The 12,899-nt window shown below is 59.6% G+C and carries 10 protein-coding genes; 3 read left to right on the top strand and 7 right to left on the bottom strand.

What is annotated here, in order from left to right; genetic code table 11:
• Nucleotides 1–10: 10 nt before the first annotated feature.
• The 3 genes from IB248_RS16720 to IB248_RS16710 all read right to left on the bottom strand — a co-directional run bounded on the left by IB248_RS16720 (nt 11) and on the right by IB248_RS16710 (nt 2,165).
• Nucleotides 11–688: a GntR family transcriptional regulator gene (locus IB248_RS16720; protein ID WP_192241267.1), complete on the bottom strand. Its 678-nt coding sequence runs from the start codon at nt 686–688 to the stop codon at nt 11–13.
• Nucleotides 689–693: 5 nt separating this feature from the next.
• Nucleotides 694–1,578 carry a dihydrodipicolinate synthase family protein gene (locus IB248_RS16715; protein WP_192241266.1) on the bottom strand — a complete coding sequence of 295 codons (885 nt, stop codon included), beginning with the start codon at nt 1,576–1,578 and terminating at the stop codon, nt 694–696.
• 143 nt (nt 1,579–1,721) lie between these two features.
• Nucleotides 1,722–2,165: an Lrp/AsnC ligand binding domain-containing protein gene (locus IB248_RS16710; protein ID WP_272481257.1), complete on the bottom strand. Its 444-nt coding sequence runs from the start codon at nt 2,163–2,165 to the stop codon at nt 1,722–1,724.
• A gap of 145 nt (nt 2,166–2,310) precedes the next feature.
• Between IB248_RS16710 and putA the strand changes: the two genes are divergently transcribed.
• Entirely contained in the window at nt 2,311–6,021 is a 3,711-nt protein-coding gene (putA, locus tag IB248_RS16705; RefSeq protein ID WP_192241264.1) for a trifunctional transcriptional regulator/proline dehydrogenase/L-glutamate gamma-semialdehyde dehydrogenase, read from the top strand.
• A 135-nt stretch (nt 6,022–6,156) separates the two neighbouring features.
• Here putA and IB248_RS16700 read toward each other — a convergent pair whose 3' ends face one another.
• The 4 genes from IB248_RS16700 to IB248_RS16685 form a co-directional block, all read right to left on the bottom strand.
• Nucleotides 6,157–7,665, bottom strand: coding sequence for an arylsulfatase (locus IB248_RS16700; protein WP_246779256.1), 1,509 nt, complete (start codon nt 7,663–7,665; stop codon nt 6,157–6,159).
• 74 nt (nt 7,666–7,739) lie between these two features.
• Complete coding sequence (locus IB248_RS16695) at nt 7,740–8,111, bottom strand: response regulator (protein ID WP_192241332.1); 372 nt, start codon at nt 8,109–8,111, stop codon at nt 7,740–7,742.
• Between the two features lie 81 nt (nt 8,112–8,192).
• Nucleotides 8,193–8,846 (bottom strand): response regulator, encoded by a 654-nt coding sequence (locus IB248_RS16690; protein WP_192241263.1) that lies wholly within the window; start codon nt 8,844–8,846, stop codon nt 8,193–8,195.
• Nucleotides 8,843–10,732 (bottom strand): HAMP domain-containing sensor histidine kinase, encoded by a 1,890-nt coding sequence (locus IB248_RS16685; protein ID WP_192241262.1) that lies wholly within the window; start codon nt 10,730–10,732, stop codon nt 8,843–8,845. Before IB248_RS16685 ends, IB248_RS16690 begins: the two co-directional genes overlap by 4 nt.
• A gap of 189 nt (nt 10,733–10,921) precedes the next feature.
• Between IB248_RS16685 and IB248_RS16680 the strand changes: the two genes are divergently transcribed.
• Complete coding sequence (locus IB248_RS16680) at nt 10,922–11,929, top strand: HAD family hydrolase (protein ID WP_192241261.1); 1,008 nt, start codon at nt 10,922–10,924, stop codon at nt 11,927–11,929.
• A gap of 106 nt (nt 11,930–12,035) precedes the next feature.
• On the top strand, nt 12,036–12,890 hold the full coding sequence (locus IB248_RS16675) for a hypothetical protein (RefSeq protein ID WP_192241260.1): 855 nt from the start codon (nt 12,036–12,038) through the stop codon (nt 12,888–12,890).
• Nucleotides 12,891–12,899: the final 9 nt, after the last annotated feature.

Raw genomic sequence — 12,899 nt, 5'->3', positions numbered from 1 at the left:
TATGATGCAATTAGATCCGCAGGGCACGATCCCTGGCGTGGTTGATGTGAGCGGCGAGGTTGTTCACCGCATCCTCGGCCGAGCGGCTTTCGATCGCCTCCAGGACCTTCAGATGCTCTCCCATGACAGGACCGACACGCCCGTCGATACGGAAGCGTTCCTGGCTGATCAGGCGCATCTTGATCGAATTGACCCGGTAGGCGTTGGAAATGATCGTATTGCCAAGCGCGTCGATGAAGGCGTCATGCATGCCCCAGTCGACGGCTTGTGCGCGTACTTCAAGCTCATGGGAAGCGTCGCCACTGGCGATGGCTTCGGCGATATCGCGATGCTGCTTGATGAGCCCGGCAATCGTTTCATCGGAGGCGGAGCGCGTAAAAAGCGCCACCGCCTCCTTCTCCAGGAAGAGCCGGAGCTGAAAAGCCTCGCGGATGAGATTGAGGTCGATATGGGCGATCTGCAGGCCGCGCTGCGGGACCGTCTTGATCAGTCCTTCGGCCTCGAGCCGCGGGATTAGCTCGCGAATCGCAGCAAGCGTCAGGCCGGTCAACTCGACGAGGCGGCGCTGGGAGACAAATTGGCCGGGGCGCACGTCGCGCGCCAGCAGGTGGCGCGTGAAGCTTTCATACGCCTTTTCCCGCAGCGTCGGCTGCTCCTCCAGTCCGTCCATTGCCTCCTCCTCGTACATGGCGCCTATGCAGCCTTGGAGCGGAAAAGTGAATCGAAGGCAAGAGCAAGCTGCTCCTGTCCCTCGCCAGATATCGAAATGAGTGGTGGGCGAACCGCAAGCCACACATCGTCGCAGGTTTGCCTGGCCACCATGACCTTGACTGCCGGGGTAACCGGATACTTCAGAAGTTCGGCGACAAAATCCTCGACGCGGGCATCGTCCCTGCCTTCTTCCGCCATCAGCTTGACCTCGGCAGGCAGGAAGTTCGCCATCCCGGAGATCGCACCTTGTCCGCCGAGGCGTACACCCTTTGCAAGGTGGCGCTCGTCGCCGATCAGGATGATGAGGTCACCGTGCGCCTTCAAAAGGGCTTCGGTGAACGGCCAGTCGCCGGACGAATCCTTCACGCCAGTGACAACCGTTGGAAAGGCCGTCCGCAAACGCCCGATCAGAGACACGGTCAGGGGCACCATCGTAACGGAGGGAATATTGTAGACGATGATGTCGCGCGCCTTGTCGCCGAGGATCACAAAGACCGCCGAGAACCATTTGAAGAGGCCGTCATCGCTCACATTCTTGAAGTAGGAGGGCGGGGCAAGCAGGATGTTGCGCACGCCATGCGAAAGCGCATACCCAGCCTGCGCTGCGGCATCTTCGGCGGCGTCAACAAGCACTCCCATGACGATCTTCCGCGGCTCGATACCGGCATCCAGGAATGCTCCGAGGATATGTTCACGCTCCTGGGTGCCAATCGACGATCCCTCGCCGGTGGTGCCAAAAAGCGTGACACTCGAACATCCAGCTGCAAGGCTTTGTTTTGCCTGCCTAATCATCGTGTCAACAGCGATCTCGCCGTTGGTTTCGAACGGCGTGGCAAGCGCAACGGAAAGCCCAAATTTCTCAGTCAATATCCATCCTCCAAGGCAACGTGTTAGACGTAACAGACTGACATGTTAGTTGTAAATAGGTAATATATCGCAACGGATATTTTCCCCCGCGCCAAGCGGGGCGGGCGGTGGAAAATTCAGGCTGAGCTAGGCCAGGCCGACCTTCAGGCTCCGTTTTCCTTGACCGCCTCCATGGCCACGAAGGTCGATGTACTGGCGACGAAGGGGAGGCTCGATATCTTCTCGCCGAGCACGAGACGGTAATTGGCAATGTCTGATGTGCGGATCTTCAAGAGGTAGTCGAAAGCGCCGGCGATCATATGGCACTCCTCGACTTCCTGCAGCTTCCGCGCGGCGATGTTGAAGGCCTTCAGCGCGTGCTCACGCGTGTCGGAGAGCTTTACCTCTGTGAACGCGACATGATTCTTGCCAAGTTTCTTCACGTCGACGATTGCGCGGAAGCCAAGAATATAGCCATCCTCGATCAATCGCTTTAGTCTGACCTGGCAAGGAGTGTTGGACAGGCCGACCTTCTTTGCAAGGTCGGTAATCGACATGCGACCGTCGGCGACAAGGGCCTCGATAATCCTGTGATCGAACTGGTCAATTTCTCTGCCGTTTGCGATGGTATTCACGACATTACCTCTGATTTCCGTGTAAATTAGGCAAATACCTTCCATTCAAGCCTATTTCAAGTGAAATCAACTTCATAGATCTGCTATGTATCAGCCATACCTGATCTGGAGCAAAGACATGACGATCACCAACGATACGGTGGGCAACGAAACCAATGGCGTGCAGCCGCGTGACGCTGCAAATCCTTTCGAGGGTTTCGCGCCGGCGGTCCGACCGCAAAGCGAGCTGCGTCGTGCCATTACGGCAGCTTACCGCACGCCCGAGACCGTCTGTGTTCCGCGCCTCACCGAGGCTGCAACGCTGCCGGAAAAGGTCAGGCAAGACGCAGCTTCGACCGCTCGCAGGCTCATTGCAGCGCTTCGCGCCAAGCACAAGGGCACCGGCGTGGAAGGGCTCGTGCACGAATATTCTCTTTCGAGCCAGGAAGGCGTGGCACTCATGTGTCTCGCCGAGGCCCTGCTGCGCATCCCCGATACAGCAACGCGCGATGCCCTGATCCGCGACAAGATTGCTGAAGGAGATTGGAAGTCGCATCTCGGCGGCGGTCGCTCGCTCTTCGTCAACGCCGCGACCTGGGGTTTGGTGGTGACCGGCAAGCTCACCTCGACAGTCAACGATCGCAACCTCTCGGCAGCGCTCACCCGCCTGATTGCACGCTGTGGCGAGCCTGTCATCCGGCGTGGCGTCGACATGGCGATGCGCATGATGGGCGAGCAGTTCGTTACCGGCGAAACGATCGACGAGGCGCTGCAGCGGGCAAGGCCGCTTGAACAACGCGGCTTCCGCTACTCTTACGACATGCTGGGCGAGGCCGCGACCACAGGCGCCGACGCCGAACGCTACTACAAGGATTATGAAGCGGCGATCCACGCGATCGGCAAGGCGTCCGACCGCCGCGGCATCTACGAAGGCCCCGGCATCTCGATCAAGCTTTCGGCCCTCCATCCCCGCTATTCGAGAGCCCAGAGCGCGCGCGTCATGGGCGAATTGCTGCCGAAGGTGAAGGCACTTGCGCTGATCGCTAAGTCCTATGATATCGGCCTGAACATCGACGCGGAGGAAGCCGACCGGCTGGAACTGTCGCTCGATATCCTCGAAACGCTGTGCCTGGACGAGGACCTTGCCGGCTGGAACGGCATGGGCTTCGTTGTCCAGGCCTATGGCAAGCGTTGCCCCTTCGTCCTCGACTTCATCATCGATCTTGCCCGCCGCGCCGGTCGCCGCATCATGGTTCGACTTGTCAAGGGCGCCTATTGGGATGCCGAAATCAAGCGCGCGCAGCTTGATGGCCTTGAAGACTTCCCTGTCTTTACCCGCAAGATCTACACGGACGTCTCCTATATTGCCTGCGCCAGGAAGCTGCTTGCCGCGACCGATGCCGTCTTCCCGCAGTTTGCCACCCACAATGCACAGACGCTCGCCACCATCTACCACATGGCCGGTTCCGACTACTACGTCGGCAAGTACGAGTTCCAGTGCCTGCATGGTATGGGCGAGCCACTGTACGACGAGGTTGTCGGACGGCAGAATCTCAACCGCCCGTGCCGCATCTATGCGCCTGTCGGCACTCATGAAACGCTGCTTGCCTATCTTGTGCGCCGCCTTCTCGAAAACGGCGCCAACTCCTCCTTCGTCAACCGGATTGCCGACCCCAATGTCTCCATCGACGAGCTTGTCGCCGATCCGGTTGAGATTGTCGCGAGAATGCAGGTGCCCGGCCAGAAGCACGACAAGATTGCGCTTCCCTCCGACCTCTACGGCCAGCGCCGCAACTCTGCCGGCCTTGATGTCTCCAATGAAACATCGCTGCAGGCGCTTACAGAAGCACTGAAGGCGAGCGCCACCCTCTCGTGGTCGGCCGCGCCAACCAACCAGACCGAGGCGGGAACTGCCCGCGACGTTCTCAACCCGGCCGACAACCGCGACCTTGTCGGAACAGTACGCGAAGCAACCGCAAAAGAAGTCGCCTCGGCAGCCGCGATCGCCCTGAAAGCTGCTTCCTCCTGGGGATCGGTAACGCCGGGTCAAAGGGCAACACTTCTTGATCGGGCTGCCGACATCATGCAGGCGAGGATGGAGACCTTGCTCGGCCTCATCATCCGCGAAGCCGGCAAATCGTTGCTCAATGCAATTGCCGAAGTGCGCGAGGCAATCGACTTCCTGCGCTACTACGCCGAGCAGACTCGCCGAACCCTTGGCCCTTCGCATGCGCCACTCGGACCGGTCGTATGCATCAGCCCCTGGAACTTCCCATTGGCAATCTTTACCGGGCAGGTGGCTGCTGCTCTTGTTGCCGGCAACCCGGTTCTTGCCAAGCCCGCAGAAGAAACGCCGCTGATAGCCGCCGAAGCAGTTCGCATCCTGCATGAGGCTGGTATCCCCGACGATGTCGTCCAACTGGTTCCCGGCGACGGAAGGGTAGGGGCGGCCCTCGTCGCAGCGCCTGAAGCCGCCGCTGTGATGTTTACCGGCTCGACCGAGGTCGCCCGACTGATCCAGGCGGAACTTGCCAAGCGTCTGTCAAAGGATGCCAAGCCGATTCCGCTGATTGCCGAAACTGGCGGTCAGAATGCCATGATCGTCGATTCCTCGGCGCTCGCCGAACAGGTCGTTGGCGACGTGATCGCCTCTGCGTTCGACAGCGCCGGGCAGCGCTGCTCGGCACTTCGTATCCTGTGCCTGCAGGAAGACGTCGCTGATCGCACGCTGGCCATGCTCAAGGGGGCGTTGCGCGAGCTTTCGATTGCCAACACCAACCGGCTGGCCTCCGACATCGGCCCGGTAATCACCGCCGAAGCCAAGGAGATTATCGAGAAGCATGTAGATGCCATGGGCCGTTCCGGCAGTGCCGTGGAGCGCGTCGAATTGCCTGATGCGACCAGGAATGGCACCTTCGTTGCGCCGACGATCATTGAGATCAACAGGATCTCTGAACTCAAGCGCGAAGTGTTCGGGCCTGTTCTCCATGTCGTTCGCTGGCGCCGCCAGGACCTTGGCCACCTGATCGACGAGATCAATGCAACCGGATATGGCCTGACCTTCGGGCTCCATACACGCCTCGACGAAACGATTGCGAACGTTACCTCGCAGGTGAAGGCCGGCAACCTCTATGTCAATCGCAACGTCATCGGCGCAGTTGTCGGCGTCCAGCCCTTCGGTGGCCGCGGCTTGTCGGGCACCGGCCCGAAAGCGGGCGGGCCGCTCTATCTCGGGCGCTTGGTGACGACGCCACCGATCCCACCGCAGCACAGTTCCGTCTACAGCGACCCGGCTCTTTCGGACTTTGCGAAGTGGCTGGACCAGCAGGGCCTTTCCGAGGATGCTGAAATGGCGCGCCATCTCGGCAGCCAGTCGGCCCTCGGACTTGAAACCGAACTTGCCGGCCCCGTCGGTGAGCGCAACCTCTATGCGCTTCATCCCCGCGGGGCGATCCTGTGCGCTCCGGTCTCCCCGACCGGCCTCATTCGCCAGGTCTCGGCTGTGCTTGCCACCGGCAACAGCGCGGTAATCGAATGCGATGGGAGCCTCCGCACGACGCTGAAAGATGTTCCCGTCAGCGTCGCGCAGCGGATTTCCTGGAAGGAGGCAAGTGCCCAGACCGAGCCGATGGCTGGCGCACTTGTTGAAGGCGATGCTGATCGTGTCTGCGCCATGCTCGCAAAGATCGCCGCGATGCCGGGCCCGTTGCTGCTTACACAATCCGCTTCGACAGAGCAGCTCGAGCGCGATCCTGATGCTTATTGCCTCAACTGGCTTTTGGAAGAGGTATCCACTTCGATCAATACCGCCGCGGCCGGCGGTAATGCCAGCCTGATGTCGATCGGCTAGGCGGATCGACGAAACCAGATGCTCTGCTCAGGCGCAACCAGTTGCGCCTGAGCAGGATTTGTTTTCCGTTTACTTCATTCGGGAACTGGCGACCATGGAACGAGTTGTGCTTGAGTTCGCGCAAGGCTGCGGCAGCTAAAACCTTGTCATGTTCGCCGCCGGCGGGTTTGGTGATCGCGCAAGGCTCGCCTTATATTCTCCCACCGCCTGCAGCAGCGGCCCCAGAACCCAGTTGTACATCTCGCCGATATTGTGCTCCTCCTGTGGATCGGCCTCGATGTTGAACACTTGCGGATAACCGTTCATGGGCGCAGCGCTCGCGCCAACGCCTCCCATCAACGTTGCACCCCCTGCGCCGCTACGGCCCGGCGCCACGTTCACGAAATACGCACGGAACTGTTTCCAGCGGGCTGCGGCCAATTCCGACCCGACGAAGGTCAGCAGATGATCACGGGCACCGTCATCGTCCTCTCCCAGCAACATGCTGGTTTGATCCACACCGTCGATTGGCCGGTCATCCGGAACTTTGGCGCCAGCGATGTGAGCGAAGGTCGGGAAGAAATCCATGATCGAAAACATCGCGTACGAAGATCCCGGTTTGATCCGTTGCGGCCAGCGTATCGCCGCGGCCGTGCGTATCGCACCTTCGCTGATCTCGCCAAGCGCACCACGATACGGTCCGGAACTGCCAATATCCGGCATGTCGCCGCCGAACCGGTTTGCGCCAGGGCCGTCCGGTCCATTGTCTGATGCAAAGACCACGATCGTATCCTGCTCGACCCCAAGGTCCTTGATTGCGTCAAGCATCGTTCCAACAATCGCATCGCCCTCCATCAGGGAGTCCCCGAACTGACCAATCCGCGACGCGCCCTCGAACCGTTTCGAAGGCAGGTTCGGGAAGTGCGTGCGCGATATCGGCAGGTAAAGGAAGAACGGCTTGCCCGCCGATTTTTGCCGCTTCATGAAGTCGATGCCGTGATCCGCCAGCTCCCAATCGATTTCGCGGCGCACTTCCTCGGTGTATGGCTTCACGGATTTAAGTGGCTGGCCGCGGCTCGCTTCGACGATTTGTGGTCCCTGGTCGAGAGGGATATCGAGCGCGTTCGTCTGCCTTGCCTGCCGGATCATTCCAAATGCGTCCCAGGTATCGCCGGGCGGAATACCGTAGAATTCGTCGAAACCCTGGTTTTGCGGTTGACTGTAGGCTTGCGCACCGAGATGCCACTTGCCGAAGATTGCGGTCGCGTAGCCTGCGTCATGCAGCATTTCCGCCATCGTGACTTCGTTTGCCGGTAAGGAAAAAGACGTGCCCGGAACAGCAACCAACGACAGTCCGGAACGAATGGAATAGCGTCCTGTCATCAAGGCTGCGCGAGACGGCGTACAGGAGGGCTCGACCAGAAACTGCGTCAGTCGCAGCCCTTCGGAGGCAAGCTGGTCAATGCGCGGCGTCGGCGATCCACGCAAATTCCCGCCTCCGTAAACGCCGATGTCTCCGTAGCCGATATTGTCGCCGAGAATGAACACGATGTTCGGTTTTGCTTGCTGAGCAGATGCGGTTCCGGCAGAAAACGGATGCACGCTGAGGCAGGACGCCATTGCCAGTGCTTCGGCCATCGGCCGCCAGTGTCTAAGCCATTCCATATTAGACCTCCCTGTTAGCCTTCTGGCTGGTCAGTCTGCCTGAGCGTCGTGGCGGTCGGTCATCGAGCAAGAACTCACGATCCAATCGCCTTCTTCACCGCGTCGATTAGCCCGACCCCTGCGAAAGGCTTTCGCAGATAGGCGACACACCCGGCTTGTTCTGCCTGACTTTTCAGGCGGGGGTCTTCGAGGGCGGTGATGAAAATCACCGGCAGTTTCGATCCTGCCTCTTTCAACTTGTGCTGCAATTCGATTCCGGACATGCCGCCGAGGTCGATGTCCAATACAAGACAGTCGATCAGGATGTTTGGATCGCGACCGAGGAAGGCCTCTGCAGATTGGTACTCAATGGCCGGAAAACCGTAAGCGTAGAGCAGGCGTCCGACGCTTCGACGCAGGCTCGCATCATCATCGACAACAGCGACCGTGCCGCGCAGCTTTCCCACTATCATGCCCCCATTGTGACATTTCTCGAGATCCGCAGTTGGCACCCATTGTAGGCGCGTCGTCGAAAACTCGATATTGCCCTAAGGGGAAGGCAGGCCGTCACTTTGCGTCACACGTCGTACTTGTCCGTGGTCGAGCCCGATGTCCGCGGCAATCGAGACAGCCTCCGCAAGCGACCTTGCTCCGAGCTTCTCCATAACCTGATGACGGTGAACCTTTACCGTGCGCTCCGATATACCAAGGGCGTAGGCAATTTGCTTGTTGAGATGGCCACGGACAACAAGCCCAAACACTTCAGCTTCGCGGGCACTGAAGCCAGCCACCAAAGTCCTCATTTGCTGCCGGCGCTCATACTCGGTCCTGCGCCTCTCATACTGAGCCAACGCGCGCTGGATGGTTTCCATCAGGACCGCTCCTGAACTCGGCTTCTCCAGGAAGTCTTGGGCGCCCGCCTTCATCGCGTCGACGCCGGCCTTTATGTCCCCTTGCCCCGTAAGAAACACAATCGGAAGCAGCGGTGCGAGCTCGGATAGTTGGTGCTGTACCTGCAAGCCGGACCGACCGGGCATCTGCAGGTCAAGAAGAACGCAGCCCGGCTCGCAGCCTGGAAGGCGGGCAAGAAACTCATCACCGGATTCATAGACCTCCACTGCGAAGCCATAGGCGGAAAGCAGCCGTGCAGTTGCCGTGCGGTAAGATTCATCGTCATCGACGATATGGACGACCGGTTTCATGAGTGTCGCTCCCCGCCTCGGGCAAGCGGGAGCGCCACACGAAAGATTGCGCCACCTTCAGGTCGGTTGGTCGCAGAGATCGTTCCGCCGTAAGTCTCAACAATCGCGCGCGCGATGGAAAGGCCAAGACCCGTTCCTGCCTGCTTTGTCGTGTAGAACGGCTCAAAGATGCTGGACAGGCGTTCCTGCGGAATTCCGTTGCCCGTGTCGGCCACGCAGAGCTCGGCTTTCTCTTTCACAACTCCTGTTGCCAGCGTCAGAATTCTGCTGTCGGACCCCGCCTCGGTCATGGCATCCATCGCATTGGTCGCCAGATTGAGGACAACCTGCTGCACATGAACCTTGTCTGCGCGCACCGGTAGCTCTGTCGTCGGCCGCTTTGTCTTGAGCGTGATCCCCCTGCGTTCCGCCTCTCCGTGAATGATACTGATTGCGTTCGACGTGACATCGTTCAGGTCGAACTCCTGCCAGTCGATCTCGCTTCTTTTCTTGAGCAATCCTCTCATCCTGCCAATGATGTCGCCCGCACGCTGATCATCTGCCTGGATATCGAGAAGGATTTGGTGGATGAGCTGAAGGTCCGGGCTGTCATTTTGAAGCAGTACAGAAGCAGCCTCCGCGTTGTTTCTGATGGCCGACAGTGGCTGATTGAGTTCATGGGCAACGGAAGACGACAACGCCCCCGCCGTCGCAGACTGGTTCAGGTGGACAGCTTCGAGCAGGTGAAGTCGCGACCTGCTCTCTGCCTCCTGGCGACGGCGTCGCTCGAGAAGGAGGGCTGCGATGATGCCGGCCTGCATCAAAACGACACCAAACGCTCCTGTCACTGCCAGCCAGTGGCCTTCCCAGAGGCCCTTTTCCCTGTACATCTGGATGGTGCCCGCGGGCAGGTTCTTTTCCCCCAAGCCCCAACGCTTCAGTTGTCGCGCGTCGACGATGTAGGTCTGGGGCGCTTGAATATCCTTAATCGGCCTACCGGCAATGGCATCGAGGACCAGGTTGCCGACGGTCTGACCCAAGGTTTCAAATGTGACGGTATTGCCGCCGACGACCCCGTAGTTGATGTAGGTCTGGTAGGGGCCATAAACCGGAGCAGTGGCCGTTGCAGCAATTTTTCCTATCGCTTCGCGCGGTATGAAATTCCGCCCGGCCTGATCCTTGAAGACCGTCAACGCCAGTATGATGCTGTCGGCAGGGACATCGGCTGCCCGTTCAATGAATTGCTCGATCGTCAGGTTTTCGAGGTAAGTCGTTTCGTATGACTTGGAGAATTCGGCGAGGTCGGCGCGCGCCGTTGCCAGCCAACCCTGGTCGAACTCAGATGATCCGCCGATGATGTAGAGGTGACGGGCGCCGGGTTGCAGACCTCGCGCCATTTCCGCGGTCTTCAGAATGTCGAATGTCGTGAACGCGCCGATCACGTCATCGGGAAGGTCGATGTTTTCAGAGGTCGAGTTGCCGAAACCGGCCGCCACTATCTTCGCGTCGGGAGCGATGCTTGCCCGGTTTGTCGAAATGAAACTGGCCGACTCCTTGCCGAGCGCGACAACGACGTCCGGGCGACGGATGGCATACTTCTCTGCCATGTACCGCCCCAGTCGCTGGACATGTTCAGCCTCCGGAAACCGTGACAGGTCCAGGAACTCGGAGAACAGATCGATCTTCCCACTGGTTGCTTCAAGGAGCCGGCCTCGCAGTGCTTCCCCGGCAGCCGTGGTCGCAGCGATCCTTTCGTCATATGGATAAAGTATGAGAACCCGCGGCGGCCGATCGAGAGGCGGTGGTGTGGTTTGAGAGGCAGCGAATACGACCGAGGCCGTCAGAAAGAGGGGTGCCAGCAAGGCGCCAGCGTACTGCAGTCGACCTTCCCCCTTGCCTAAGGCCATCGGTCCACCCCCAAAGCCGGAGGATGATAACACCTTGTCGCTGAGGTGTCATGCTCCACCAGAGCCACTCATGGTTGCTCCGATTCCCCAAAGGGCAATATCGCGGAGGGAATGCTTTCGTTAGAGTCGATCCATGCCGGAAGAGAAGGAACGCGTAGTCCACGCCACTCTTGCCCTGGGGTAACAACAATGTTCCGCCACCTTGTCAACGCGCCACTCCACGTGGCTGCCGCCGTCATCTTTGGGACGTTCGCCTTCGCAATATCCGCGTACGCGCAAAGCGATCCCCTACCGTCCTGGAATGATACCGCGCCAAAATCGGCAATTGTGTCGTTCGTGGAGAGAGTGACAAAGCAGGGGGCGCCCGACTTCGTCCCGGAACCGGAACGGATCGCCGTCTTCGACAATGACGGGACTTTATGGGTTGAGCACCCCATGTACACCGAACTTGCCTTCGCCCTGGACCGGGTGAAGACGCTCGCTCCGCAGCATCCGGAATGGCAGAACGTCCAGCCATTTGAGGCCGTGCTCGACGGCGACATGAAGACACTCGCCGCATCAGGGGAAAAGGGTCTGCTAGAGCTCATCATGGTGACCCATGCGGGAATGACCACATCTGATTTTGAGAAGGTGGTGACCGACTGGCTTTCGACGGCCCGCGACCCGAAGTTCAAACGACCCTACACGGAACTCGTATACCAGCCGATGGTCGAGCTGCTTTCCTACTTGCGCGCCAACGGCTTCAAGACGTTCATCGTGTCGGGCGGCGGGGTTGAGTTCATGCGGCCATGGACGGAGGCGGTCTACGGCGTCCCGCCCGAGCAGGTTATCGGTTCCTCGATCAAGACGCAGTTCAAGATGCAGGACGACACGCCGACCTTGTACCGTCTGCCGGAAGTGAATTTCATCGATGACAAGGCCGGTAAGCCGGTTGGAATCAACCAGGAGATCGGTCGTCGTCCCATCGCAGCGTTTGGCAATTCCGACGGGGATCTCGAAATGCTGCAGTGGACGACAATGGCAGGCGCGCCCGCACGTCTCGGGGTCCTCATTCACCACACCGATGAGGAACGTGAATACGCGTATGACCGCAAGAGCGAATTCGGCCGCCTCGACAAGGCACTCGATGCGGCCGCGATCACAGGCTGGACCGTCGTCGACATGAAGACCGACTGGAAGAAGATCTTCAAGGACTAAGCGGCGCTGCTGTTTGGGAGATCGCTACACCAGGAAGTCTGTGACTTCAAAACGGGGCGTGGATGGTAATGCAACACGACCCCGTCACAACTGCGAGGACACATCCATGAAACTCGACCGATTGACTACGCTCATCCTGCTCGCAAGCGTGGCTATGAGCCCCGCCGCCTTTGCCCAGGACCCACCGAAGAAGCCGCACGTGCCGTTGGAAAAGACGATTGGCGTGGTCACGCCGACAGGGCCGGTCCCGTCATTGGCGGTGCTCAATTCGTCTGGCGCGAAAATGGAAAGCGGTAAGCTCATTCTGACCGGCGTGTCGGCCAATTCGATCGTCTTTGCCGATCGGCCGGTTCGGGCCGCAGGGCATGTGACGACCGAACAATTCATCATGCAGTGGGATGACGGCAAGGACAACTTTGCGGTCGACCCTCCGAACGCAACGGTGTCGGTTCTGGGCGGCGACGGTTCAGATGTCAGCGACGCTGTCGTGACGCTCAAGACCCCAAAACTGGATGGGACGACGCTCACCTTCGATATAACCGTTCTGGAGGGCAGCCTTAATGGTGCCTCCGGACCGGCAGCCCTCTTCATCGATCATTTCGGTGGTGGTGGCGGAGGGTTCGGTGGTGGAGGATTCGGCGGCGGAGGATTCCACGGAGGAGACTTTGCCGGTGGTAGCTTCGGCGGCGGAGGCAGATTCGGAGGAGACATGCGCGGAGGAGACTTTGCGGGCGGTTTCCGGGGGGACGACGTCCATGTCGGCGACACCAACATCAACCGTGTGGGAGGTACATACTGGCATGCGCCCGTCTATCACGGTGCCTGGTATCGTGGTGCTCCGGTTGCCGCGGGCGTGGTTGCAGGCGCTGCGGTGGGCGCGGCCGCAGCGCGACCCTACTACTACAACTCCTACTACAACGGTCAGCAATGTGGGTACTATCCGTTCCCGCCTTGCTATTGATCCCCAGCA

Origin of the sequence: Rhizobium sp. RHZ01, assembly GCF_014851595.1 — a bacterium.
Lineage (GTDB): Bacteria > Pseudomonadota > Alphaproteobacteria > Rhizobiales > Rhizobiaceae > Rhizobium > Rhizobium altiplani.
The sequence above is the reverse complement of the archived record's forward strand: the minus strand, read 5'-3'. Positions and strand labels throughout refer to the sequence as shown.